The following is a 25,471-nucleotide window of genomic DNA, read 5'->3' on the forward strand; positions in this document are numbered from 1 at the left end:
TCCCGGTGAGTGTCGAGTGCAGCACCCTGATCTTCAGTTGTGTGCGATCTGCGCGGGCGGTATGCCGTCGATTCGTAGCCTAGGCAATTACCGTCTCTGCGGGTCACAATAGGAGTTCGTGGCCGACAGCTGAAGGGATTGGTCCGAGTTGCAATCAGCCCTGACGCTCGGCTGATTCGCAGCATTATGCGGATGTCGGGCAGTCGACTGACATGGCGATGTGCAACATTGGGCAGCTTCGGAGCAGGCGGAGCCCAGGTGGACAGCAGGTGGGGAGGGGCCGGGGACCAAGTGACCGCCAGGTGGGAAGCAGCCAACCTCAGAATGGTGCCGGGCCGCAGAAACGCCTCACGACGCTAGGCCGCTCGAAGCGGCAAATATTGGAGCCCGGGGTTACTGCGGTCCGGCGATGGCCCTTTTGGGCCGTTGTCAAGTGTAGCAATCGACTCTGGATGGTTCCGCCGTGACGTCACGCTCGGCAGGTCATCTCCGCCGGGTCACGCTCGCCGGGTCACGCTCGCCGGGTCATCTCCGCCGAAGGGTCATCTTCGCAGCTTTCGCAGCGCAGGGAAGATGCGAAGTTGGCACCTGGCGCGCATAGATGATGAAAATGACCGCGTGGGCACCTGAGGTCAGTCCAGGGTTCCGGCCCGCCAGAGCCTGGCGCATGAGACGAATTCCGTCGCCGTCTGCGACAGCCGCAGAGCCCGTGTGGTGAGTTCGGATGCGCGCTCCGGAGAGGTGAGGTCCGCGTCATCCGCGACGCTTACTGCCCCAAGCGCTGTGACGCGGCAGAACGCTGCCGCGCGATCGAGGGCAACCCCGAAGTCACCCTGAAAGAGTCCTCGCAAAATCTGATCGGCGAGGGCAATGATCTCAGCAGGACCGGTCGGTGCGGTCGCACCGGCTACGACCGGATCGATGGTGGTGGCGATCTCAGTGCCGCGCTGAAACAGATGGGCGGTGCCCTCGGCGTCTTGGCGCACGAGTGCTCGCATCAGGTAGATGCGCCAGAGTGCGCCAGGAAGGCTGCGCGGGCTTGCGCGAGCCCAGAGCTCTGCGACAGCGTCGATGCCGTGCTCATCGGTGAAGGCGACAAGTCGATCGACCACTGACTGATCGGCACTCTCCCGCACGCGAACGAGCAGTGCACCCGCGGTCTCGTGGGCAACGCGACTGATCTGGGCGGGATCTTCCCCACCCACGAAGCTGTCGAACTTGGCACCAGAGAACTGGGTCGGCTTATGAAACTCATCGGTCATCCGCTCAGCCTAAGCGCTCGCACCGCAGGGAAACATGTAGCGCCGAGTTGCCCGCAATGGCCGCTTCGCCATCGCGGAAAGCCCGCATTTCGGGCAACCCGGCACGACATCGCGGGCAACCCGGCGAGACAGTGCGGGCAACCCGGCGGACATCGCGGGGAACTCGGCACGACATCGCGGGCAACCCGGCGAGACAGTGCGCGCAACTCGGCGAGTAACAGCCCGCTCGTTCGCCGGCCGCGCAATCCACGGTAGATTTAACGACAGGGGCCTCTAGCTCAGTTGGTAGAGCATCGGACTTTTAATCCGTGGGTCGTCGGTTCGAGCCCGACGGGGCCCACTCGTGTGTCCTCGCCACCATCCCGGCCGCTCGTGCCGCTGCGGCCGCCTGGGAGGGGTGGAGCGCAAGGGATTGTCGTCCTTGCGAACCGTTGGCGTTTAGTGTGACCTGGCCGGTTCGCCCCATCCGCTCAAGCCCGCGGATGCACGTCACACGCGCAGACCTACTGCCTCTCGCCGGAGCTGTCGGTCTTGGCGGCATCCTCGATGCGGTCCTGCGGATGCTCGGCCTCTGAAGCATGCCGGCCATCGGCACGTCGTTAGCCCGGTGCGCAGCCTCCACGGTCACCCCGTCGACGTGCCGAAGAGAAGGCCGAGAAGGTAAGTGACGGCCGCAGCCCCGTAGCCGATGCCGAGCTGGCGAAGTGCACGACGCAGGGGCGACCCACCCGAGAGCAGCCCGACAACGGCACCCGTGCCAAGCAGCGCGAGCCCAACGAGCACGGCTGCCACCAGGACAGCTGCGATTGACTGCAGCCCAAAAAGGTACGGCAACACCGGGATGACCGCGCCGGAGGCGAAGAAGCAAAAGCTCGAGATCGCGGCGCCGAATCCCGTACCGACCAATTCGTGCCCGTCGACCCGGGCATCCTTTTCGGCGAGACTGTGGTCGCGCAGGTTGTTCGTGTCGAGCATTGCGGCTGCCCGGGCCGCCGCCGCCTCTGGCGTCATGCCGCGCGCCCGATAGACGAGTGCAAGCTCATTGGCATCCACGTCGAGGTTCGGGAGCGCGCTATTGCTTGCGGGATCGGGGGTGGATGCCTCGAGCAGCTCTCTCTGGGAGCGCACCGACACGTACTCCCCCGCCCCCATCGACAGCGCCCCCGCGAGAAGGCCAGCGAGACCAGTGATGAGTACAACCTGGTTGGGCACCCCGCTCGCGCTGATGCCGATCACCAGCGCCAGATTCGATACCAGTCCGTCGTTGGCCCCGAAGACGGCCGCGCGGAAGGTACCGGAGAGGCGGTTGCGTCCGCGTTCGGCGAGGCCACGCACCACCTCGACGTGAATCCGTTCATCGGCGGCCATGGCTGCCGTGGCATCCGAATCCGACTCGTAAGGGGAACGAACTTCGGCCCGTTGCGCGAGCGCGAGCACGAAGACCGATCCAAACCGGCGGGCGAGGAAACCAAGCAGCCGGGTGCGAAGGTCGCCGCGGCGAGCCTTGCCGACCTGGTCGCCGAGCAGCTCGAACCAATGCTGCTCATGTCGCCCCTCGGCGTCGGCGAGGGCGAGGAGTATCTCCCTCTCCTCCCCGACACGACGGCCGGCGAGGTCGCGGTAGACGGCGGCTTCGGCCTTCTCGTCGGCGAGGTACTGCCGCCAGCGACGAAGGTCAGCGGCTGTGGGAGTGTTCGGCGTCGAACTCACGGGGATCCTTTCGGTCTCGTCGATCCCACGGGCGTCGCCGCAGGATCCTCTCGGACCGAAGGTCTCGTTCGCCGAACCGACGACCTGCGCCAGTTCGGTGGGGTACCGGGCCGGTCGTCGTGACCCGCCAGCATGTCGATACTCCCGACTACACCGGTCGTGACGACCCGGTGCGAGGGAACTACTCCCCTTCGTTGCCTCCAGAGTAGCGGATGCCCCAGGAACCCGCCCAGCTCTCGCCCGGTTCCAGCCAGCGCAGCCCCTGTCCGCTGTTGAGGGCGTCGGGTGGCGCAGTCATCGGCTCGACCGCGATCGCCGTACCGAGACCGCCATCCTTCGGGAAGATCCGCGTGGTGAACACCTGCACGTAGCCGAAGTCGGACTCCTGCCACAGCTCGACGAAGCGGCCGTCCGGCGCAGTGAGCCCGTGGCGGCTCACGCCGTCAACCGAGGTGACTCCACCGAAGGCATCATCGAGATCGAGGCCGGCCACCAGCCGTCCCGCGCGCAGGTCGTACTCTGTGCCGTCGACAGTTGTCTCGCGGATCGGGTTGAGCCTGGCATCCGTCTCAAAGCGGGTGCCCGCGGCTAACGTGAGGGTGAGCTCGGAGGTCGGCACGTCGCCGAGGCGCAGGAATGGATGCGCACCCACCGCGAATGGTGCCCGTTTCTCGCCGACATTGAGCACGTCGTGGGTCACCCGGATTCCGTCGTCGACAAGCTCGTAGCGCACTGTCGTGTCGAGGATGAAGGGGTAGCCGCGGGTGGGGTGCACGGTCGCGGCAAGCGTCACGGCATCCGCAGTGCGTTCGTGCACCGTGTACGGGCGGTCACGCAACAGCCCGTGCAGCGCGTTATGCCGTGCCGGCTCGGTGAGATCGAGTGACTGGGCTGCACCCTCGTGCATCCAGAGGCCGTCTCTCACCCGGTTCGGCCAGGGTACGAGCACGATTCCGTCGCAGAAAGATGGCAGCTCGTCATGGCCGTAGGGCTCGGTGAGGTCGATCCCGCCGAGTGAGAGCACCCGAAGCGATGCGGCCACCTCGGTGATCACGGCAATTGCCTTGCCGTTCGGGGTCGACTTGGAGAGTTCGAACTGGACTCCGGTTGGGGCGCGCATTCGGTCAGCTTAGCCAGCTAGAAGCACACGGAGACCGGTGGCGGTGAGCCGTTTGAGCTCGTGCGTGTCGGCCTCTATCCCGGTGATGAGAGTGTCGATGCTGCCGATCGGAGCGACACGGCTCTGTTGGGTGACCCCGAGTTTCGAGCTGTCGGCCACCACGATGCAGCGAGCGGATGCTTCGAGCATCCGGCGTTTGAGGTCGGCTTCCGGCAGGTTGACGTTCGTGATGCCGGATGCCGCATCCACGCCGCTGCAGCCGATGAATGCGAGGTCAGCGCGGACGCGGTCGAACACCACCCCGGCGAGTGGATCGACGAGGGAGTGTTGAAGCGGCCGCACGGTTCCGCCGGTGACAACCACGGTGAACCGCGGAATCACCGGCTCGAGCAGCAGCGCGATGTTGAGCGCGTTGGTGATGACGACAACGCCCTGCAGGTCGTCACGCTCGAGGAGAGCGCGGGCGATTGCTGTCGTGGTGGTCCCCACATCCAGCACGATCGCCTGGTTGGGCTGCACCAGGGACGCGGCTTCACGTCCGATGCGCGCCTTCTCCTCTGAGCTCGCGAGCAGTGACTGTTCGAACGGGCGCTCGAGCCCGGGTGACCGGCCAGAGGCGGCCCCACCCGGCACCGCTCCGCCGTGCACTCGGAGCAGGGCGTTGACGTCGGCGAGCGCGTCGAGATCCGATCGGACGGTGACCGCGGAGATGCCGAAAAGTCGGCTCAGCTGCGCAACCGTTGCGAACCCGCGCTCGTCGACGATGCTCCGGATCTGCTCACGCCGGGCCGCTGCAGGCGGACGGAGGCTCGCTTCTGTCATGCGCTCATCTTCGATTACTTGTGTTTTCTTGTCAATCGCGGGTAACGTTCTGTTGTTTTCGAAAGTCCGTCCGAGCCTCCCCCGCAGAGAGTCACCCATGTCATCGATCATCAAACGCGAATACCGGCTTGCCGATGGCCGAGAACTCATCTATTTCGATGACGCAGACTCCACCCTTTCCCCGCACCGTGCTCCGGATGCGCGCCATCTCGATCCGCGACCAGCTACCGCCTCCATGCGCCAAGATCCGCTCACCGGCGAGTGGATCTCGATCGCTGCCGCCCGCCAGAACCGGGTATTCCTGCCTCCGGCCGACCAGGATCCGCTGGCCCCGGCGAGTGCCACGAACCCCTCCGAGATTCCGGATGTCTACGACGTCGCCGTCTTCGAGAACCGATCGCCAAGCTTCGGCCCCGAATTCGCGGCTCCGTTCGAGACCGCCGAGCTCACCCGCATCGGACTCGGCCGCAGTCTGCCCGCGATCGGGCGGTGCGAAGTGGTCTCCTTTTCTCCGAAGCACGAGGGTGCCTTCGGCAGTGTGAGCAAGTCGCGTGCCCGCACGGTCATCGAGGCGTTGGCCGACCGCACTGAAGTCCTGTCGGCGCTGCCAGGAATTCAGCAGGTCTTCCCGTTCGAGAATCGCGGCGAAGCGATCGGTGTCACCCTGCAGCATCCGCACGGCCAGGTCTATGCCTACCCATACATCACGCCGCGCACGACCCGACTGCTCGACTCGGTCGCTCGTTTCGGCCCCGGACTGTTCGCGTCGATCCTCGAGTTCGAGTCTGCGTCAGAGCGGGTCGTATTGCGCGGCGAACACTGGACCGCCTTCGTTCCGTTCGCAGCCCGCTGGCCGATCGAGTTACACATGCTTCCGCATCGTCAGGTGCCTGACATCGCAGCGACGTCGAACGAGGAGCGCGCGGAACTCGCCAGTCTCTACCTCCGACTGCTGCGCAGCGTCGACGAGCTCTACGACACCCCGACTCCGTATATCGCGGCATGGCACCAGGCACCCGTGAATGCCGGGCGCGACGACATCCGTCTGATGCTGCAGATCACGTCTCCCCGCCGAGCGGAGCACAAACTTAAATACCTCGCCGGTTCCGAAGCAGCCATGGGCGCCTGGATCGGCGATGTCACCCCCGAACAGACGGCCGGCTTCGTGCGGGACGTCCTCACCCGAGTAAAGGACCCCAAGTGACTGCTGTGGATATTCGTGATGAGGTGCAGGCACAGTTCCTCGCGCTCTTCGGCTATGAACCAGCCGGCCAGTGGTCCGCACCCGGCCGGGTCAATCTCATCGGGGAGCACACCGACTACAACCTCGGCTACGTGTTGCCATTTGCGATCGACCGGCGCACATTCGTGTCACTCGGGCTGCGCGAAGACCGCATCATCCGGGTGGCGAGCTCATTCGCCGACGAGGTCGTGGAGATCCCACTCGCCGAGCTCTCCCCCGGCGCGCTATACGGCTGGAGTGCATATCCGCTCGGTGTCGCCTGGGCGCTCAGCGAGCATGGAGCCGACCTCGATGCAGTTCCGGGGGTGGACATCTTCATCGAGTCCGACGTGCCGGTAGGGGCCGGACTCTCCTCCTCCGCCGCCATCGAGAGCGCCGTCGCCATTGCCCTGAACGATGTCTGGCGGCTCACCCTGCCGCGCCAGGTACTCGCCCAAGTCGGCCAGCGGGCCGAGAATGTGGCGGTCGGCGCTCCCACCGGCATCATGGACCAGTCCGCCTCCCTGCTCGGCCAGAAAGATTGCGCCGTCTTCCTTGATTGCCGCAGCCTCGAGACCGAGATCGTCGATCTCGGTCTCGAGGCCGCAGGTCTCGTCCTGATGGTCATCGACACCGGGGTCAGCCACAACCACTCCACCGGTGGCTATGCCGAGCGCCGGGCATCCTGCGAGCTGGGAGCACGGATGCTCGGGGTCGAGTCCCTCCGGGATGTCACGGTGGCCGACCTCCCCCGCGCCCGCGGGGTTCTCGACGATGTCACCTTTCGTCGAGTTCGCCATGTGGTGACCGAAAACCAGCGCGTGCTCGACACCGTGGATGTGCTTCGCGACCTCGGACCGGCCGGAATCGGAGACCTACTCGATGCGTCCCATCGCTCCATGCGGGACGACTTCGAGATCTCCGTGCGCGAACTCGACCTCGCCGTGGAGACCGCACAGTCACACGGCGCGATCGGCGCCCGGATGACCGGCGGTGGCTTTGGCGGTGCGGCGATCGCTCTCATCCGCTCCGATGAACTTTCCCGCCTTCGGGTTGCGATCGATGGCGCATTCGCGGAACATGGTTTTGGTCAGCCTGATACTTTCGTTGTCACGGCCGCGCAGGGAGCATCGCGCGAGAGCTGATTCCCTTCCCCACGAGCACGCAGGAGCCCGCAGTGAGAGCCAAGACGATCACCGGCGCGGTTACCGCTAGCCTCATCATGACGGTGCTGGCCGGCTGCAGCAGCTCGCCTCCCGACGCCGATCCGAGCGCGGCGCCGTCAGCAACACCGACCCCCTCGGCCAGCTCGAGCGGTGCTCCGAACCTGAAGGATGTGCTCTTCACCATCTCGGCAAAGGTGCGCGACAAGACCGGCAACACCATCGCGATCGAATTGATAGCCCACACTCCGTTGCCCTATAGCGACCGGGATGCCAAGCCCCTCGTCACCGAGTTCGTCAGTGCGTGCAGCACGGGTGCCGGTGCCGCACCGGTCACCGCGGAGACGCTGGCAGCTCAGGGCAGCATCCTCTTGCCGATGGACCTCGCGTCCAGTACGACCGGCAAGCAGTTTGCCCACCCGATCACTGTCACCCTCGGAAATGTCTACTACGGCCAGTCCGTGACCGGTAAGGGAATCGCCGCGACTGACCCCGCGTACCCATGCTCGAGTGGGTTCGTCTGGACGACCTCGGGCAGCGGTCGCGCGATCGCCGATTTCCAGAGCGGCAACCCGGGCCCGGACCTCAGCCTGTGGAAAAACGCCCTCTACGGCTTCAGCGTGCCGACGGATTCGCAGACGACCATCGAGGCCTGCAAGGTGACGCTATCCACTGCCGCGAAAACGACGGTCGCGGACATGCCGGGCTGGGATCCGAGCCAAGCGGCGATGGGCTACGCCTGCACGATCGGATACATCGGCGAATAACCGCAGAAACCGGTGGCGAGCGGTATGTCACACAGTCCCGAGCAGCGTGCGCACGGAATGCGGTGGTGTGATGCCGGCGGCGAGGTCCGGGGCCGGGATCGCCCGCTCGTACCCGGTAGCGAGCGGCAGTATGCCAGCCCAGGCCGGGCCAGCGACATCCGCGGGTCCGTCTTCAGGCCAGCCCTCTGAAACCTTGAGGGTCCACTCGTCTATTGTCATGCGCAGCACGAGGGTCGCCGCGAGCTCCTTCGCCGTAGCTGGACGCAACTCGGCAACGCGGCCGGGAATGAGCCCCTCAGTCACCAGATCGAGCGCGATCACCTTATCCGGTCCGTTGTCGGCTGCCGGCGCGCAGCTGCCGAAGGCAATGGCGCTGCGATAGTTCATCGAGGATTCGAAAGCGGATCTCGCCACCACGAGGGCATCGATCGCGGTCACCGAAAGCGCGACCGGGATACCCGTCGCGAGCAATCGAAGCCAGTGCGAGCCGGTGGACCCGTGCAACAGGATGTGCGCGCCGTCTGCCACGATCGCAATCGGGAGCACGCGCGGCTCGCCGTCTTCCACAAAGGCGAAGTGCCCGACCCGCGCGTCTCGCACCAGCGCACCGAGGGCATCAAGGTCTGGAGTGACGAACTTCTCGGGCATTCGGGCGGGAACCGGCATCCGGGCGGCATGCCCACGGCGAGTGTCGCTCACAGCCGCTCGGCCGCCTGCACGAGGTTGACCATCAGCATGGCCCGCGTCATCGGTCCGACTCCGCCGGGCACCGGTGACAGGAAGCCAGCCACCTCGGCGACACCGGGGTGGATGTCTCCGATGAGCTTCGCCTTGCCGGTATCGGGGGAGATCACTCGGGTGATGCCGACATCGAGCACAGCGGCACCGGGTTTTACCCAGTCGGCGGTCACGAGGCCGGGCACACCGACCGCCGCGATCACGATGTCGGCGCGCCGCACCTCTGAGGCGAGGTCGACAGTGCGCGAGTGGGTGAGGGTGACTGTGGCATCTACTCCCTTTGTAGTGAGCAGCAGCCCGAGCGGTCGACCGACAGTGAGGCCACGACCAATCACGACCACGTGTTTGCCGGCGATCGGCACGTCGTAGCGGCGCAGCATCTCCACCAGGCCGGCGGGGGTGCACGGAAGGGGAGAGTGCAGGCCGCCGCCGACCCCGAGTACGAGCCGCCCGAGGTTGGTTGGATGCAGGCCATCGGCATCCTTGGCCGGATCCATCAGCTCGAGCATTGCATTTTCGTCAATACCGGCCGGCAACGGAAGCTGGATGATGTAGCCGGTTACCGCCGGGTTCTCATTGAGCTGCCGGATGGCAGAGCGCACCTCGTCTTCGGTTGCCTCCGCTGGCAGGTCGACCCGGATCGACTCGATGCCGAGCTCGACACTGTCTCGGTGCTTGCCGGCGACGTAGGAGAGCGATCCGGGATCGCTGCCGACCAGCAGCGTGCCGAGACCCGGACAAATACCACGGGCCGCAAGCGCCTCGATGCGGCCGACGAGTTCGTTCTTGACGGCGCTCGCAGTGGCGACCCCGTCCATGCGTACCGCGGTCATGCGTGATTCCTTTCCCGCGTGATCTACTTCGCTCCGCTCCACCCACCCCGAGTGTCATCTTCACATGCTCGAAGCGAGCGGGAGGATGCGAAATCGACCCTTCGCGGGGTCGTGGGTGGTCAGGACCAGGTGGCTGGCGAGACGAGCCCCGGGTACAGCGGGTACCCATCGGTGAGCTTCAGCACGCGGGCGCGCAGAGCCGCAACATCCGGAGTCGGCTTGAGAGCTGACGCGATGATGTCAGCAACCTCGGTGAACTCCTCATCGCCGAATCCTCGGGTCGCCAGCGCCGACGTGCCAATGCGCACGCCGCTCGGAGTCATCGGCGGGCGGTGATCGAACGGCACTGCGTTGCGGTTCACAGTAACCCCGACCGAGTGCAGGATGTCTTCCGCCTCCTGGCCGTGGATGGCGGCCTTGCGCAGGTCGACGAGCACGAGGTGCACGTCGGTGCCACCCGTGATCACGTCGATGCCGACGGCGGCGGTGTCAGCTGCCATCAGGCGCTCGGCGAGGATCTGTGCACCACGGATGGTGCGCTCCTGACGCTCCTTGAATTCGGGCTCGGCCGCGAGCTTGAAAGCCGTCGCCTTCGCCGCGATCACGTGCATGAGCGGACCACCCTGCTGGCCGGGGAAGACGTTGGAGTTGATCTTCTTCTGCAGGTCGAGGTCGTTGTTGAGAATGAAGCCAGAGCGCGGCCCGCCGATGGTCTTGTGCACCGTTGACGAGGTGACGTGGGCGTGCTGAACGGGACTCGGGTGCACCCCGGCGGCGACGAGACCGGCGAAGTGGGCCATGTCGACCCACAGGGTCGCTCCGACCTCGTCGGCAATCGCGCGGAACGCGGCGAAGTCGAGGTGCCTCGGGTAGGCGCTCCAACCGGCGATGAGCACATGCGGACGCACCTCGAGTGCCCTCTCGCGCACAGCATCCATGTCGATCAGGAAGGTCTGCGGGTCGACACCGTATGCATGAGCATCGTAGAGCTTGCCGGAGAAGTTGAGCTTCATCCCGTGGGTGAGGTGGCCGCCGTGGGCGAGCTCCAACCCGAGGGTTCGGTCGCCGGGGCTCGCAAGAGCAGCGAGCACAGCAGCGCTTGCGGATGCTCCGGAGTGCGGCTGGACGTTTGCGTAGGCCGCGCCGAAGAGGCTTTTCGCGCGGGAGATGGCAAGGGTCTCGGCGACATCCACAAACTCGCAGCCGCCGTAGTATCGGCGGCCGGGGTAGCCCTCGGCGTATTTGTTGGTGAGAACCGATCCCTGGGCTTCGAGCACAGCGCGCGGCACAAAATTCTCGCTCGCGATCATCTCGAGGGTGCCCCGCTGGCGGTCGAGCTCTTGGCTCAGCACGAGAGCGATCTCGGGGTCGACCTCACTGAGCGGCGCGGTCAGGGTATGGGACGCAATGACGGTATTTGACATCTGGATGACTCCTCTTGGCGTGACCGGATCAGGACGAAGGGTTATCCGGTTCGGCCCAGGCGAACGGCCGAAACGTGGAGGTGATCACTCCCTGATGGGTACCCATCCGAACGCCAGTCGTGATGGACCAAGTCTAAAGGGCATCACCGACCGCTCGGGTGGGATATCCGCGAATTTGACTGCCCACCCGCAACATCCAGATAGACCGTCCACTCCCTGTCCTATGCTCAAGCTTCGTCACACCCGAACCAAGGACAGCCATGGAAGTATTCCTGCGGATAAACATCATCGATGGGCCGCTCGTTCCTGTTATCTACACGCTCGCGCTCGGCGCCGCGGCCTTCCTCACCATTCGCCGGCCAACCCGACGCTGGATCGTCACCGGCACCGGCGCGCTGATTGCCGGATCGCTATGCGCTTTCATCGTGCTGTCGATCGTGAAGTTGACCGATACCCTCGGCGTGGATCTCAGTGCCACCACCTCGTTCTGGGTTTACCTGACGTTCTCCGCCATCGTGCTCGCGATTGTCAACCTATGGAAATCGAAGTGGCCCCGAAAAGTGGTCGCCTCGGTGGCGATCGTGCTGTTCGCCGCCACCGGTACCGTGGGGATCAACGCCGACTTCGGTCTCGATCGCACCGTCGCGGACTTGGCTGGCATCTCCACCGAAACGCCGATCGCCCTGCCGAAGCTGCCACAGACCCCGGATCCGACCCCGACCCCGACTCGGACGCCCCTCTCCGGTGGAGCCCTGTGGGCGAATTGGATACCGCCGAAGGATCAGCCGACAATCGGAACCATCGGTGCCGTGACGATCCCCAACACCCTGTCCGGTTTCCGGTCCCGCCCAGCCGGCCTCTATCTACCTCCCGCCGCCCTCGTGAAAGATGCGCCACCTCTGCCCCTCGTCATCATGCTCATGGGGCAGCCGGGCAATGCCGACCCGTCGTTTCAGAAGACGATCCTCGATGCCTTCGCGGCCAGGCACAACGGGCTCGCACCGATTGTGCTCGTGGCCGACCAACTCGGCGATCCGGGGATCGATCCGCTCTGCCTCGACACGGCCAAGTGGGGCAAGGCCGAGACCTTTCTCGTCGGTGATGTGGTCGCGTGGGCGCGGGCGAACCTCCATGTATTGTCTGACTCCGCACACTGGACGATCGCCGGATATTCGAACGGCGGCCAGTGCGCGCTGTCGCTCGGGGCCAAACACCCCGACATCTGGGGCAATGTGCTCGACATCTCCGGTGAGGAGTACCCGGGATCTGACCGGTCGAAGCGGACGCTCGCGGAGTCCTTCGCCGGCAACACAGCAGCGTATGGGGCCACCAAACCAGTGACCATTCTTGCGGGCAAGCACTACTCGGATATGGTCGGGATTTTCACCGTCGGCTCGAACGACGGCAGCTATGTGACCCAGGCGAAAAAGGTGGAAGCTGCGGCTCGGTCATCGGGATGGACGACGACCTATTTCGAAGTGCCCAACGGCGGCCACGTTCTCGGTGCACTCCTCGGCGGCCTCGATGAGGGCTACCGAGTGCTCTACCCCCGACTGGGACTCTCGAACCCCGCTGCAACTCCCTGACAGGCTGGCCAAAAGGTCAGTGATCGACCACGCGACGGGGCAGTTGTCGGCGCAGATACAGGTCGGAGACGAGCACGAACGCGATCGACACGAGGAGGATACCGGCGAACACCACCGGCAGTGATGCCAGCCCGAGGGTGTCGAGCAGAACCGCCCCGAGAAGTGCACCACCGCCGATGCCAACATTGAATGCGGTGGCGTAAAAGGCACTCGCGGTGTCGCGGATGCGTGCGGGAGCCGCGTGCAGCATCCGCGTCTGCAACAGGGGCGGGATGATGCCGATGGCTAACCCCCAAAGGAAGAATGCCGGCAGCGCCACCGGAAGCACCCGGGGTGCGAAGGCGAGCAGCACCACGGAGCAGAGAAGCACCACGAGAGACACCATCAGTGAGAGGCGCGGCCGCGCTCCGAGCACCAGCGCCACGAGCACCAGCGAGAGTAATCCGGCGATGCCGAAGGCGAACAGGGCTGGACTCACCGCCGCCTCGGTGAGCCCGACCGCACGCACAAGAAACGGCGCGACGTAGGTGTAGAAGCTGTACTGACCGATCATGATGATGGCGGTGGTCACGCAGACGACGACCACCGCCACAACCGAGTGATCTCGGCGCGGTGCGTGGGATTGCTGCGACTCGCCGCCCGCAATGAGGATGCCGCCAGTCGACGTACTGACCACCGCAGCCTCAGCGAGATGGTCAACACGGGGCAGGAATCGGTAGACGAACCCGGCCCCGATCACCAGAAGCACACCGAGCAGGAAGAAACTCGCCCGCCAGCCGATCGCATGGCCGAGCGCCGTGCCGAGGGGCACCCCGAGCACGAAGGCGAGCGACCCTCCGCCGAGGCTGATGGAGACCGCACGACCGACCTGGTCGCGCGGAACGAGGTAGGCGGCGTAAGCGCCGACGACCGACCAGAACACCCCGTGCGCGAGGCCGCCGAGGATGCGTGCAGCAACGAGCGCGGCATAGTTCGGTGCGCCGGCGGCGAGCATGGTGCTCACCGCCAGAATAAGCAGCACCGACACGACGAGCGTATGGCGGGGGATGCGCCGGGTGAGAATCGTGAGGGCCGCAGTCGACACCACGACGGTGAAGGCGAACACCGACACCGTGATGCCGATCAGCGATTCGCTGACCCGCAGATCCGCACTCATCTCCGGCAGCAGCCCGGTCGGAAGCATCTCGGTTGTGACACTCAGGAAGACCGCGACCGCGACGGTCACGAGGGCGAAATAGGGGAAGGGTGTTGTCGTGCGTGGCGCGGTCATGAGACCGGTAATCCGTTCGAGGAGGGGGTGGAGCGTAACGCCGTCCGCGGGAGGCCGCGGCTCATGCGACATCCCCTCCAGAGTAGGGCCTGTCCTGCCAGGGGTGCGCCACGGGAGGCAATAACCTGCATTCGTGACCTCTGTGCTTTCAACTCATTGGGTGCTGACCCTCGTCTGCGCCGACCGTCCCGGCATCGTGCACTCGATCAGCGGAGCCATCGTGACAGCCGGCGGCAACATCACCGAGTCACAGCAGTTCTCGAGCGCGGATACTGGCACCTTCTTCATGAGGCTGCAGGTGGAATCCGCTGTCAACCGGGAGGCCTTCGAAGCAGCAATCGCCCCGGTGACAGCGCACTATGACGCGACCTGGACGCTGGATGTCGTCGGCCGGCCGCTTCGCACGCTCGTGCTCGTCTCCACGGCCGCCCACTGTCTCAACGATCTGCTGTTCCGTGCGCGAGCGGGACACCTGCCGGTGGGACTCCCGCTCGTGTTGAGCAACCACCCCGCTCTCGCCGGGCTTGCGAAGTTCTACGGTGTGCCGTTCGAGTCGCACCCTGTGACGTCCGAGGGGCAGAAACTGGCGTTCGAGGACCGCATGCTCGATGCGGTCGAACAGTTCGACATCGAGCTCGTAGTACTCGCGCGATACATGCAGATCCTGTCGCCGGCGATCTGCGAGAAGCTGTCGGGGCGCATCATCAACATTCACCATTCCTTTCTGCCGGGGTTTATGGGCGCTAATCCCTACCGCCAAGCCCATGCCCGCGGAGTGAAGCTCATCGGGGCGACCGCGCACTTCGTCACGAGTGATCTCGATGAGGGGCCGATCATCGAGCAAAACGTGGTGCGGGTGGACCATTCCCGAACCGCGTCTGAGTTGATGGCGATCGGACAGGACGAGGAATCGCGCACCCTCACGCAGGCGGTCAAGTGGTTCGCCGAGAGTCGTGTGCTGCGCGATGGGGCTCGCACAATCATCTTCCGCTAGTGGGGGCGCTCGCAGCCGAGGTGCCTAGGATCGGCACATGAGCTCACTCGAACGGCACACAGACTACGGATCGACCGGCCTGACCGAGTCAGAGGTGCTGCGAGATCCGATGGCCCAGTTTGCCGTCTGGCTGTCCGCGGCCGAAGATGCCCAGATCTTCGAGCCCAACGCCATGGTCGTGAGCACCGTGGACGCGGACGGCACACCGAGCAGTCGCACGGTTCTGCTGAAGGGACTCGACGGTGAGGCTTTCGAATTCGTCACGAACTACCGGTCCCACAAAGGTCGGTCGCTGTCAGCGAATCCAGCAGTGTCGCTGCTCTTCCCTTGGTACTCCCTCACCCGCCAGGTCATCGTGCGGGGTGTCGCACATCGCGCGGATGCCGCGATCTCCGACGCCTACTTCGCCACGCGCCCGCACGGGTCACGACTCGCGGCCCTTGCCAGTGAACAGTCCGAGCCGGTTGCCTCGCGAGAGGTGCTCGAAGAGCGGATGCACGAGCTCGAGTCGCTCTACCCGGAAGGCTCGACCGTGCCGCGGCCGGAACACTGGGGGGGAGTTCGGGTGGTGCCCAGCGCCATTGAGTTCTGGCAGGGACGCACCTCCCGCCTGCACGACCGGCTGGTCTTCACTGCTGTCGACGGAGGATGGTCCATGGAGCGACTCCAGCCCTGATTCGCGCCAGCACGATCACTCCAGCGCCATCACTCCAGCGCCGTCATTCCAGTGCCGCAAACTGGAAATGCAGACTGAAATGCGCCGGATCGAGCAGGCTCTCCACGTGCTCCACCAGCTCACCAACCGCGTTGCGCGTGATGCAGCGCGACCAGAGGAATGGAGCCCCGGGGATGCGCTCGAGCATGGTGGCGTCAGGATCATCGAGCATCCGCACCTCCACCCACTGCTCACCGGTCGACGCAACGAGGTCGGCCTCGAGCAGCATCCGGGTGAGCGATCCAGCGGCCTTCCCGGCCGCGACCGCGTCGATCGCCAGGGGGGTCGACCGCACCCGTGACCGTTCGTAGGAGATCACCGGACCGTCCACAAGGCAACGAAGGCGGTCGATTGCGATGAACTCCGCGCTCGGTTCGCCAAGGGCTGCGGCGAGCGCGGCATCCTCCATCTGCTCGGCGCGAACTACCCGCACAGTCGTGGCCAGACCCCGCTCCTGGAGTGCCCGCGCCCACCCCAGCCGCACGTTGAGCGGCCGACCGTCGTAGGTGACGAAAGAGCCCTTGCCCGACCGAGTGCTGATGAGACCGGCCCTGCCGAGTTCGGCGAGGGCAGCGCGCACGGTGGTGCGGCTCACCGCGAACCTCTCGGCCAAGGCCATCTCACCAGCCAGTTGAGCACCGTGTGCGACCTTGCCCGCTCGAATCTCCCCGGTGAGAATGCGGTTGATCTCCTCGTGCTTGAGCCCGGTGACCCGCGCACCGCCCGACGCTCTCATCGTGCCCTCACGGCTCCCTCATCGAGCGAGCACCACGTCGGCCGTCATGATCTCGATCAGCGGCCCATAGAGCGCCATTGCATCGATTGCGCGCTGATGTTCAGTGACACTTTGCCCGGCGCAGGCGTCCTCTGCCACGATCACCCGCACCCCGGCATCCGCTGCCGCGAGGGCGGTTGAGAGCACGCAGCAATCGGTCGAGACGCCGGCAAGCACCACCGTGCCATCCGGTCCGATGATGGTGGAGAGCTCGTCTGACCACTTGCCGAAGGTGGTGCGCGAGATCGCGGTATGGTCCGTGCTGGCGAAAGCTGGCATCGGGTCATAGAGCGGATCGCTATGGTGCACCAGCGCGAACGGCCACCGCTGAAAATACGGCACCCAGGCGCCGGTCGGATGTTCCGGAGCGATGAACCGCGTGAAGACCACCCGCTTCCCGAAGTGAGTCACAAGGCGCACGACCGTCGGTTCGATAGCCGCGTAACCCGGGGTGCACCACGCGCTGCTCGGATCTGCGAACACCACCTGCATGTCGATGACAACGAGCCAGGAGTCGCTCATCGCGGGACTGTTTCGAGCGGCTCCTCGATCGGTAGCGCCTCCTGGCGGCGGATGGCGCGTCGTCCGAAGATCAGAATGCCGAGGAATCCGATCAGCAGCGACACGAGCACGCCCAGGTTGGCATACGCCCACGGTCCCTCACGCCCACCGAGGCCGAATGGCTCGAGCAGGTAGCCCTGCCAGTTGAGCCAGGACGGAACCCCGAAGGTGTTGGTGACGAGTCCCCAGCCGAGCGTCGTGCCGAGCGCGATCAGCCCGATCGGCAACCAGCGGATGTCCCCGTACCGTCCCGCGGTCGAGTACAGATCAGCCTCGGCGTAGTTTGCGCGGCGCAGGATCACGTCGGCCACCATGATGCCGCACCAGGCAGCGATCGGAGTGCCGAGGGTCACCAGAAAGGCTTGAAACGGGCCGATGAAGCTCGTGGCGAAGAACACCACGAATGCCGCTCCGATGATCATCAGCACACCGTCGATGGCGGCCGCGGCGTAGCGGGGGATCCGAATGCCGGCACTCAGCAGCGCAAGCCCGGAGGAGTAGATGTCGAGCACCGCGCCGCCCACTAGACCAAGCACGGCGACGAGTGCGAAGGGGATCAGGAACCAGACCGGAAGAATCGTGGTGAGTGCCCCGATCGGATCCGCTCCGATCGCTCCGCTGAGCTTCGACGAGGAGCCCGCGAGCAGCAGGCCGAACACCAGCAGCACAACGGGGGCGACGGAGGCTCCGAAGGTGGTCCAGCCCACCACTGTCGAACTCTTCGTCGTGCGCGGCAGGTACCGAGAGTAGTCCGCGGCCGCGTTGACCCACCCAAGGCCGAAGCCGGTGAGCACGAGCACGAGGGCGCCGATCACGGCCTGCGGGTTGCCGGCCGGGAGAGCGGCGATGACACCGAGGTCGATGCGGGACAGAGCGAGCACGATGTAAACGACAGTCAGCACCCCGGTGATCACCGTGATCCACACCTGCAGTCTCATGATCAGGTCGAAGCCGACGACCCCGGCACCGACGATGAGAGCCGCCACCACGATGAGCGCGACGATTTTCGTGGCGACTCCGCCATCCCAGCCCAACTCGGTGAAGACAGTGGATGTCGCGAGCACGGCGAGCGCGGTGAGTGCCGTCTCCCAACCGACGGTGAGCACCCAGGACAGCACCGCGGGCACCCGGTTACCTCGCACCCCAAAGGTGGCCCGGCTCAGCACCATCGTCGGTGCGGAGCCGCGTTTGCCAGCAAGCGCGATGACACCGCAGAGCAGGAAGGAGACGACGATGCCGATCACTCCGACGAGCGTTGCCTGCCAGAACGAGATGCCGAAGCCGAGAACGAAGGCACCGTAGCCGATGCCGAGTACTGAGACATTCGCGCCGAACCACGGCCAGAACAGGCTGGATGCCCTGCCCTTGCGTTCCGACTCGTGAATCGTGTTGATTCCGTTGAGTTCGATGCCGCTGGTGTTTCGCGTGGTGTCGGTCCTGCTCACGGGTTCTCCCTCGGGTTTGCGGCGGTCGAGTTGACAGTGCTGTTCACCTGTCCAGACCTGTCTATTCTGCGAGCATACGCCACGCTGACCCACGACCCGTGGCACGAGGATGTGACTGTGCTGACGATGCTGGACGCCACCGGTCGCCACTGGACGCCACCGGTCGCTATCGTGGAAAGGTGACGATGCCAGAAGCTCCTTCGGCCCGCTCAAGGCCGAGCCGGGTACTGCGCTTTACCCTCGAGCTCTTCGGCTTGTTTTCGCTCGGTTTCTGGGGATACCTGGCCTGGCCGTTCCCGTGGCCTGGAGTGCTGTTCATGGTCGGCGCGCCCCTCTTCGCCGCCGTCGTGTGGGGGTTGTTCCGCTCACCGAAGGCGCCGTTCCCCCTCGATGTCGTCGGCCGCAGCCTGGTCGAGATCTTCGTGATGGGCGCGGCCGTCGCGGTCTGGTTCATGATCGGTTTCCCCATCGTGGGAGTGATCCTCGGCATCCTGGCCGCGCTCAGCGGCGTCATCATCGGCCGCGCCGAAGTGGCAGCAGAGGGTAACGCGGCACAGGAGACAGCAGCGTGACCACTCTTTTTCACGGCGCTCGCAAACTCGACGCCCATGGCCAGGTAGACGACTTCTGGATGCGTGTGCGCGGCAACACAATCGAATCCGTCGGCTCCGGGCCGCAGCATCCCGAGGCCGACACCCTGGTCGATGTCAGCGGGCAGTGGTTCGTGCCCGGGTTCGTCGATCTGCACTCCCACGGCGGCGGCGGCCACTCATTCGACAACGGCCGCGACGAGATCTCCGCCGCGCTGAACGCTCATCGAGCGCACGGCACCACTCGCTCGGTGATCAGCCTCGTGGCGAACCCCGTCGCTCAGCTGCGCGAGAGCCTGGGCGTGGTCGCCGAGCTCGCTGCATCCGATCCGCTCGTGCTCGGATCTCACCTCGAGGGCCCGTTCCTTTCTCCAGATCGCCGTGGCGCTCACAACCCGCAGTTCCTGCTCGACCCCCTGCCGTGGACGATTGAGGAGTTGCTCGGCGCCGCGAACGGAACGCTGCGCCAGATCACGATCGCTCCCGAGCTCGAGGGTGCGCTGGAGGCAATCGACCTGCTGGTTGAAAATCGCGTGACGGTCGCGATCGGACACACCGATGCCGGGTTCGATCTCACCCGCGAAGCCTTCGATCGCGGTGCCCGCCTTCTCACCCATGTGTTCAATGCCATGCCAGGAATACATCATCGAGCACCGGGCCCGATCATCGCCGCGTTCGAAGACGACCGAGTCACCATTGAGCTGATCCTGGATGGACTCCATGTGCATCCGGATGTCGCGGCGCTGGTGTTCCGCTCGGCACCGGGTCGCGTCGCCCTCATCACCGACGCGATGGCCGCCGCAGCCTCGGCTGACGGTGACTACCGACTCGGCTCCCTCAATGTCAGCGTGCGTGACGGGCTCGCTGTGCTCTCGGGCACCTCGACGATCGCTGGTTCAACGCTCACTCAGGATGTCGCCCTGCGCTGTGCAATCAACTCCGCCGAAGTCTCCCCTCGGGACGCCATCACCGCTCTCACTACAACCCCGGCGACCGCTATCGGCTACGGTGAGCGCTTCGGCTACCTGGCCCCCGGCTTCGCGGCCGACGCGGTGCTGCTCGATCACGACTGGAAGGTCACCGGAGTGTGGGCTGACGGGGTGAAACTCGCCTGACCCCGACATCCACCTCCCGTTTTTCTCACCGTCACCCTGTTCGAACACAGGGGTGGTGAGAAAACCGGGAGGTGGACGAGGCGGAACTGCTAGAACATGACGACGTACCGCTTCGGCGGGCTCATCGAACCGGCAACGGTGTCGACCGCGGTCGGCACGAAGGCTGCCCGCACCGTGTATTGGCCTCTGCCCTGCTTCGGCAGCTCGTACGTCACCACGCCAGAGGACCCGGCCGCGACCGGGAACACGGCAACAGACCGCTCGTTGACGGTGATCTCGACCTGGCCTGCCGGAAGCACTGCAGCGCCGGATGTCACTGTCACCGTGGCCCGCGTCTGCTGCCACGAGAACACCGCCGAACGACTGAGCGAAAGGCTGGTGGCCGAGGTGAACTTCACGGTGACGGCTGCCGAGGTGGCCGTGCCCGGTGGCAGCGCATTCTTTGTTGCCGTCACCACCACAGTGAGGGCTTTGCCCTGATCCGCGGTTGCAACACGATAGTCCGCCCGCATCGCGCCGGGGATGTCCACTCCGTCCGCCTGCCACCGGTAGGAGAAGCGCAAACCTGACACATCCCACGTTCCGGGCGTCGCGATGAGTTTCTGGCCCACCTCAGGAGTGCCGGTGATCGTTGGTGGAGCGGTGTTCAGCGGGGTGCCCGGCTTGATATCGGCCTGTGTCACCACAGTAACGACGGTGTAGGCACCGTTGTCTCCATAGTTCACGAGCCCGAGATAGTTCGAGTAAGGAGCAAGGCTCGACCAGGCGGCCGTGTAGGTCGACGGCTCCCCCTGCTTGCCTTGCAGCACCGGCGGCGTGAGGGTGAGCGCCGCGCCCTTCTTCGCCACCGTATAGGTGCGCAGGTCGAAGGTAGTCGGTGCGGGCGCCGCATAGACGGTCACTTCGGCACGATAGCTACCGGCATCCGGAGCAACGAGGTTCACCCGCTCATCGGCCGAACCGGTGGCCGACTGGAACGCTGCGACCGGAGTGCCCGCGGCGTCAAGCTGGTAGACCAGAAGGTCCAAATCGGCCGCGTTGTCGGTGGTGTCGAGATCGAAGCGTGCGTAAGGGGATCCGGCTGGCACCTCCACCGTGTATTCGAAGGTGGTGCCAGAGGCGGTCGACCCCGAATGTTCCGGCGCGCCACCCGCGGTGGGGTCGGGCTGCAGAGTTCCCGCGGTGAGACCGGTAGTGGTGAGGGGGATATCTCCATCCCCTCCCGGCGTCACGGTCACGTCGACCGATCCGTAGGTGCCGGTGCCGCTGGCGGAAGCCGGCGCCACTATTGCCACGGGCTGGATTGCGATCGGACTGCGAACTGACGTCGAGCCACTGGTCCAGGTGAGGGAACCCGTAGCGAAGGCGTCGAGCGGTGCGGTCGTGCGAGTAAAGGTGACCGTGAAGCTCTGTGACTCACCGGCCGCCCCGAAGGTGAGCGTCGACGGGGACACGACGGCGTTGATACCTGCCACGGCAGCTGCCGCGGTGAAGGTGCCAGCCTGCGTCGATGTCACCGTTCGGGTGATCTTTTCCGAGCCGGTGAGGGAGCCGATAGCGATCGAGGCCAGGTTGAGATTACTCGGATCGATCGGGTTGACCCCCACGTCGTACCCGGCCCCCTGAATGTAGCCGTACCAGTCATCGAGGCCGTTGAGGTAAAGCAGGCCGGGCGCGAAATACTTCGTCGGGTCGGCGTGGCCGGCTCCCTGAGTGAATGGATCGGTTACCGCCTTACCGGTGCCGTCCTTGGTGTCGTAGGCGGTCGTCATCAGTGCTGACTTGATCTCCGACGGCGTCGCGCTCGGGTGAACGCCGAGGTAGAGCAGGCCGAGACCGGAGATGTGCGGTGCGGCCATCGAGGTTCCGGAGAGGAACTGGAAGGTCGGAGCCTCACCGGCAGCGTTAGCACCGTCGGCGATGATCGCCACACCGGGAGCGGAGATATCTGGTTTGATGATGTCGCTTCCATCAGCGAGCACCGGGCCGCGCGAGGAGAAGCCCGCAACGATTGGAGTGGGGGGAGTGTCACCGGCGGTGTTATCCGGGGTGAAGGTCACTGTCGCTCCCGAAGTTGCCGCATAGGTGAGAACCCGGTCGTGATATTGCGAATCCAGATGTACGGTCGGCACGGTGTGCGCGTCGAGGTCGGTTGACCCCGGTACGACATTGACCAGCACCATGCCGAGACCACCCGCGCGCTTTACCTCGGCTGATTTGTCAACGCGAGCATTGGATCCGCGTTCGCAGACCACGATCTGGCCGGCGGCTTTCGCCGGATCAAGCGAGTTCGTGACGCAGAGGTTGGGTGTCGTGGCCCCGGCCAGTGCGACGCTCGCGGCGGTTACGAGCGGTCCGGAGAGGGCAGTCGCCCCCGCGGTGCGGTCGACGGAGACGGATGCCCCGCCGAACTTTGCTCCGTCGCCGAGTGTGACAGTTGCTTCATAGCTCGGGATGGTGCTGGCCGCGACGGTGGTGATCCAGGGCGATGCGTTGTCGAGGGTGGATGCCGCGGGTCCGGAGTTTCCGGCGGAGGCTGAGACGAACACCCCTGCTGCCGCCGCGCCCAAGAACGCCTGGTCGGTGGGAGAGACCGTGGTTTGGGCCGCTCCGCCGCCGATCGAGTAATTGATCACATCGACGCCATCCTTGACGGCCTGGTCGATTCCGGCCAGCAGGTCTGACGTGGCGCAGCCATCATCCGTGCTCGTCGACGGATCCGGGCCAGACCAACACACCTTGTAGACGGCGATCTTGGCTGCCGGGGCGACACCGGAAATCGTGCCGTAGCTCGTGCCGCTGACCGAGGCGGGAACTCGCGCGTTCCCGGCCGCGGTGCTCGCGGTATGTGATCCGTGACCGTCGCCATCACGGGGAGAGACGTACTCGCCCGTCGTCGCGTTTCCGACCCTGTCTGCACCGAACCCGGAGAGGAAGTACCTGGCGCTGATGATCTTGGTGGAGCAGTCGGACGCGGTGAACTGTTCACCGGCCTGGCAGGTTCCGGTGAAGGTAGCTCCGTCCGCCTTAACAAAAGTCGTGGTGGTGCCGTTGAGATAGGGATCAGCACCCGCTGTCGTTCCGAGCGCCGAGCCAGCGAAGGACGGATTCTCGGGAGCGATTCCGGTATCGAGATCACCGAGCACGATGCCCTTGCCCGCCTTGTCGAGGCCCCCGATCTTGTTCCACACGCCATCGGTTCCATCGAGACCGAGGAACGAAGTCGATGGTGTTGCCGTCACACGCTTGAGCTCGTCCGGTGCCAGCGAAGCGACCCGCCGATCTGAGGAAAGCGCGGCGAGCTGCTTCACCGAGAGAGTGGCAGAGAAGGCGTTGAGAGCCAGCGTGTATGACTGGTCGATCTTCACAGTGGCGGTGTTCGCGACATCCTTCTGCTTAGTCGCCAGGTATTCGGAGTAGGTCTTCGCCGCCGAGCCTCTGGCATTGAGCTGTGCGCCGTCGTCGGGCTTCGTCGGTGCGTATCCATTGACGCCACCGCGATAGGTCGCCACGGCCGGATCGGCCAGGGTCACGATGTACCGTCCCGGCGTAAAGGTGGTCTGGTTCTGGCCACCGATACCAGTGGGGACAGCGGAGGCGCTGACTGCGGTGCCTGCGACGAGGGAGGTCGCCATCAGGCCAGCGACCCCCACAGCCGCCAAGGCCTTCCGAACGCCAAGCGCCTTCCGAATATACAGTGCTTTCCGAACGCTCACAGATAGGTCCTTTTCGTAGAAGGTGGATCTCTGCCGGGCAGTCGAGAACTGCGCGTGATTGTCTCAACTTAGAGTTCTACCCCCGCTCGGGGGTTTGCCGTTATGGTTCCGTAACGAGAATGTCCCCCATCCGCTCGGGTTCGAAGCGATTGGGGGACACTTTTTCCCGTTATTTTTTCCACTCGAGCACGCCCGCGAGACGGGCGGCTCCACGAAAACGAGCGCACGGGCGCCATCAGGCATCCGTGCGCTCGGAAAGACGAGTCGGTGGGCTAAGCCAGGCGGTCCGCCAGGTTCTTGGCGAGCGTGTCGAGGAACTCTTCGGTGGTTTCCCATTTCTGGTCCGGGCCGACGAGAAGCGCGAGGTCCTTCGTCATGTGACCGGCCTCCACCGACTTGATCACGACATCCTCGAGGGTCTCCGCAAACTGGGCGAGTTCCGGGGTGTTGTCGAGAGTGGCACGGTGCGAGAGGCCGCGGGTCCAGGCGTAGATCGAGGCGATCGGATTAGTCGAAGTCGGCTTGCCCTGCTGGTGCATGCGGTAGTGACGCGTGACGGTCCCGTGAGCGGCTTCGGCCTCGACGACCGATCCGTCTGGCACCGAGAGCACCGAGGTCATGAGTCCAAGCGAGCCAAAGCCCTGGGCGACGGTATCGGACTGCACGTCGCCGTCGTAGTTCTTGCAGGCCCAGACGTAGCCGCCCTCCCACTTCATTGCGGATGCCACCATGTCGTCGATCAGGCGGTGCTCGTAGGTGAGACCGGCTGCATCGAATTTTTCTTTGAATTCGGCCTCGAAGACCTCTTCGAAGATGTCTTTGAACCGGCCGTCGTAGGCCTTGAGGATGGTGTTCTTCGTCGAGAGATACACCGGGTAGTTGCGGGTCAAGCCATAGTTCAGGCTCGACCGTGCGAAGTCGCGGATCGAATCGTCCAGGTTGTATTGCACCTGGGCGACGCCGTCACCTGGCGCGTCGTACACCTCGAACTTGAGGGGTGCGGAGCCATCCTCGGGAGTGAATTCGACCGTGAGCTTGCCTTTGCCGTGAAAGCGGAAGTCTGTGGCCTTGTACTGGTCGCCGAAGGCATGGCGCCCGATGATGATCGGCTTATTCCATCCCGGGACAAGCCGGGGGATGTTCGAGATGATGATCGGCTCCCGGAAGATCACTCCGCCGAGGATGTTGCGGATCGTGCCGTTCGGCGACTTCCACATCTTCTTCAGACCGAATTCCTCGACCCGTGCCTCGTCGGGGGTGATTGTCGCGCACTTCACACCGACGCCGTGCTTCTGGATGGCGTAGCCGGCATCGATAGTGACCTGGTCGTCAGTCGCGTCGCGGTGCTCGATGCCGAGATCGTAGTACTCGAGGTTGATGTCGAGGTAGGGGTGGATCAGCGTGTCCTTGATCTTCTGCCAGATGATGCGTGTCATCTCATCGCCGTCGAGTTCGACGACAGTTCCTACTACCTTGATCTTTTCGACCTGGCTCTTGGGCAACCGATTCTCCTTATACAGCGGGCATTCTGTGTTCGGTATAACAGCTTACCGGTTTCCCGAAGTATCTCGACATCGAGATACTTTTCAGACTTGCGACGCCTGTGACTACCCCCGAATCGGTGCCGGGGGTTAGCCTGTGCT

22 protein-coding genes, 1 tRNA gene and 1 riboswitch are annotated in these 25,471 nt (G+C 64.9%); of the genes, 10 read left to right on the forward strand and 13 right to left on the reverse strand.

The window, feature by feature from the left end:
• Window positions 1-632: 632 nt before the first annotated feature.
• Window positions 633-1,262 (reverse strand): DNA-directed RNA polymerase subunit beta, encoded by a 630-nt coding sequence (locus tag IWX88_RS10410; RefSeq protein WP_196830032.1) that lies wholly within the window; start codon window positions 1,260-1,262, stop codon window positions 633-635.
• Between the two features lie 267 nt (window positions 1,263-1,529).
• Here IWX88_RS10410 and IWX88_RS10415 point away from each other — a divergent pair.
• Both IWX88_RS10415 and IWX88_RS14080 read left to right on the forward strand, forming a co-directional pair.
• Window positions 1,530-1,602 (forward strand) — tRNA-Lys (locus tag IWX88_RS10415).
• Window positions 1,603-1,705: 103 nt separating this feature from the next.
• Window positions 1,706-1,837 (forward strand): hypothetical protein, encoded by a 132-nt coding sequence (locus IWX88_RS14080; protein ID WP_255526010.1) that lies wholly within the window; start codon window positions 1,706-1,708, stop codon window positions 1,835-1,837.
• A 49-nt stretch (window positions 1,838-1,886) separates the two neighbouring features.
• On the opposite strand, the gene IWX88_RS10420 is transcribed toward IWX88_RS14080, so the two are convergent.
• From IWX88_RS10420 to IWX88_RS10430, 3 genes are all read right to left on the reverse strand, one after another.
• Window positions 1,887-2,972, reverse strand: coding sequence for a VIT1/CCC1 family protein (locus IWX88_RS10420; protein WP_196830034.1), 1,086 nt, complete (start codon window positions 2,970-2,972; stop codon window positions 1,887-1,889).
• A gap of 181 nt (window positions 2,973-3,153) precedes the next feature.
• Window positions 3,154-4,092 (reverse strand): aldose 1-epimerase family protein, encoded by a 939-nt coding sequence (locus IWX88_RS10425; RefSeq protein ID WP_196830036.1) that lies wholly within the window; start codon window positions 4,090-4,092, stop codon window positions 3,154-3,156.
• Between the two features lie 9 nt (window positions 4,093-4,101).
• On the reverse strand, window positions 4,102-4,914 hold the full coding sequence (locus IWX88_RS10430; RefSeq protein WP_196830038.1) for a DeoR/GlpR family DNA-binding transcription regulator: 813 nt from the start codon (window positions 4,912-4,914) through the stop codon (window positions 4,102-4,104).
• 97 nt (window positions 4,915-5,011) lie between these two features.
• Here IWX88_RS10430 and galT point away from each other — a divergent pair, with 97 nt between their 5' ends.
• Genes galT through IWX88_RS10445 form a run of 3 tightly spaced genes read left to right on the forward strand, consistent with a single transcriptional unit; the run spans window position 5,012 to window position 8,066 of the window.
• On the forward strand, window positions 5,012-6,118 hold the full coding sequence (gene galT, locus IWX88_RS10435) for a galactose-1-phosphate uridylyltransferase (protein ID WP_196830040.1): 1,107 nt from the start codon (window positions 5,012-5,014) through the stop codon (window positions 6,116-6,118).
• Between the two features lie 5 nt (window positions 6,119-6,123).
• Window positions 6,124-7,281 (forward strand): galactokinase, encoded by a 1,158-nt coding sequence (gene galK, locus IWX88_RS10440; RefSeq protein ID WP_196830164.1) that lies wholly within the window; start codon window positions 6,124-6,126, stop codon window positions 7,279-7,281.
• A gap of 32 nt (window positions 7,282-7,313) precedes the next feature.
• The gene (locus IWX88_RS10445; RefSeq protein ID WP_196830042.1) at window positions 7,314-8,066 is read left to right on the forward strand and encodes a hypothetical protein; all 753 of its coding nucleotides are present in this window, start codon (window positions 7,314-7,316) and stop codon (window positions 8,064-8,066) included.
• Window positions 8,067-8,093: 27 nt separating this feature from the next.
• Here the strand turns inward: IWX88_RS10445 and IWX88_RS10450 are convergent, their stop codons facing one another.
• From IWX88_RS10450 to glyA, 3 genes are all read right to left on the reverse strand, one after another.
• On the reverse strand, window positions 8,094-8,765 hold the full coding sequence (locus tag IWX88_RS10450) for a pyridoxamine 5'-phosphate oxidase family protein (protein WP_370568302.1): 672 nt from the start codon (window positions 8,763-8,765) through the stop codon (window positions 8,094-8,096).
• A complete protein-coding gene (locus tag IWX88_RS10455) occupies window positions 8,762-9,637 on the reverse strand; it encodes a bifunctional methylenetetrahydrofolate dehydrogenase/methenyltetrahydrofolate cyclohydrolase (RefSeq protein WP_196830045.1) in 876 nt (291 codons plus the stop codon). Before IWX88_RS10455 ends, IWX88_RS10450 begins: the two co-directional genes overlap by 4 nt.
• Window positions 9,638-9,756: 119 nt before the next feature.
• Entirely contained in the window at window positions 9,757-11,061 is a 1,305-nt protein-coding gene (gene glyA, locus IWX88_RS10460; protein WP_196830047.1) for a serine hydroxymethyltransferase, read from the reverse strand.
• Between the two features lie 46 nt (window positions 11,062-11,107).
• Window positions 11,108-11,192, reverse strand: a riboswitch (ZMP/ZTP riboswitch).
• A gap of 129 nt (window positions 11,193-11,321) precedes the next feature.
• Between glyA and IWX88_RS10465 the strand changes: the two genes are divergently transcribed.
• A complete protein-coding gene (locus IWX88_RS10465; RefSeq protein WP_196830049.1) occupies window positions 11,322-12,647 on the forward strand; it encodes an esterase family protein in 1,326 nt (441 codons plus the stop codon).
• Between the two features lie 16 nt (window positions 12,648-12,663).
• On the opposite strand, the gene IWX88_RS10470 is transcribed toward IWX88_RS10465, so the two are convergent.
• Window positions 12,664-13,917 (reverse strand): MFS transporter, encoded by a 1,254-nt coding sequence (locus IWX88_RS10470; protein WP_196830051.1) that lies wholly within the window; start codon window positions 13,915-13,917, stop codon window positions 12,664-12,666.
• A 142-nt stretch (window positions 13,918-14,059) separates the two neighbouring features.
• Here IWX88_RS10470 and purU point away from each other — a divergent pair, with 142 nt between their 5' ends.
• Together purU and pdxH are read left to right on the forward strand one after the other, a co-directional pair.
• Window positions 14,060-14,911 carry a formyltetrahydrofolate deformylase gene (gene purU, locus IWX88_RS10475; protein ID WP_370568314.1) on the forward strand — a complete coding sequence of 284 codons (852 nt, stop codon included), beginning with the start codon at window positions 14,060-14,062 and terminating at the stop codon, window positions 14,909-14,911.
• 37 nt (window positions 14,912-14,948) lie between these two features.
• Window positions 14,949-15,587 (forward strand): pyridoxamine 5'-phosphate oxidase, encoded by a 639-nt coding sequence (pdxH, locus tag IWX88_RS10480; protein ID WP_196830055.1) that lies wholly within the window; start codon window positions 14,949-14,951, stop codon window positions 15,585-15,587.
• A gap of 43 nt (window positions 15,588-15,630) precedes the next feature.
• Here the strand turns inward: pdxH and IWX88_RS10485 are convergent, their stop codons facing one another.
• Genes IWX88_RS10485 through IWX88_RS10495 form a run of 3 tightly spaced genes read right to left on the reverse strand, consistent with a single transcriptional unit; the run spans window position 15,631 to window position 18,407 of the window.
• Window positions 15,631-16,362 (reverse strand): GntR family transcriptional regulator, encoded by a 732-nt coding sequence (locus tag IWX88_RS10485; protein ID WP_196830057.1) that lies wholly within the window; start codon window positions 16,360-16,362, stop codon window positions 15,631-15,633.
• Window positions 16,363-16,380: 18 nt separating this feature from the next.
• Window positions 16,381-16,923, reverse strand: coding sequence for a cysteine hydrolase (locus tag IWX88_RS10490; RefSeq protein ID WP_196830059.1), 543 nt, complete (start codon window positions 16,921-16,923; stop codon window positions 16,381-16,383).
• Complete coding sequence (locus IWX88_RS10495; RefSeq protein ID WP_196830061.1) at window positions 16,920-18,407, reverse strand: cytosine permease; 1,488 nt, start codon at window positions 18,405-18,407, stop codon at window positions 16,920-16,922. Before IWX88_RS10495 ends, IWX88_RS10490 begins: the two co-directional genes overlap by 4 nt.
• A 185-nt stretch (window positions 18,408-18,592) precedes the next feature.
• Between IWX88_RS10495 and IWX88_RS10500 the strand changes: the two genes are divergently transcribed.
• Entirely contained in the window at window positions 18,593-18,979 is a 387-nt protein-coding gene (locus IWX88_RS10500) for a YrdB family protein (protein ID WP_231369186.1), read from the forward strand.
• Window positions 18,976-20,112: an N-acetylglucosamine-6-phosphate deacetylase gene (nagA, locus tag IWX88_RS10505; RefSeq protein WP_370568303.1), complete on the forward strand. Its 1,137-nt coding sequence runs from the start codon at window positions 18,976-18,978 to the stop codon at window positions 20,110-20,112. Before IWX88_RS10500 ends, nagA begins: the two co-directional genes overlap by 4 nt.
• Before the next feature lie 89 nt (window positions 20,113-20,201).
• On the opposite strand, the gene IWX88_RS10510 is transcribed toward nagA, so the two are convergent.
• Both IWX88_RS10510 and IWX88_RS10515 read right to left on the reverse strand, forming a co-directional pair.
• Window positions 20,202-23,828: a S8 family serine peptidase gene (locus tag IWX88_RS10510; protein WP_370568304.1), complete on the reverse strand. Its 3,627-nt coding sequence runs from the start codon at window positions 23,826-23,828 to the stop codon at window positions 20,202-20,204.
• A 272-nt stretch (window positions 23,829-24,100) separates the two neighbouring features.
• Window positions 24,101-25,330, reverse strand: a complete 1,230-nt coding sequence (locus IWX88_RS10515) for an NADP-dependent isocitrate dehydrogenase (RefSeq protein ID WP_196830065.1) — start codon at window positions 25,328-25,330, stop codon at window positions 24,101-24,103.
• Window positions 25,331-25,471: the final 141 nt, after the last annotated feature.

The organism is Frigoribacterium sp. CG_9.8, assembly GCF_015751965.1.
In the GTDB taxonomy this organism is placed as follows: Bacteria; Actinomycetota; Actinomycetes; order Actinomycetales; family Microbacteriaceae; genus Lacisediminihabitans.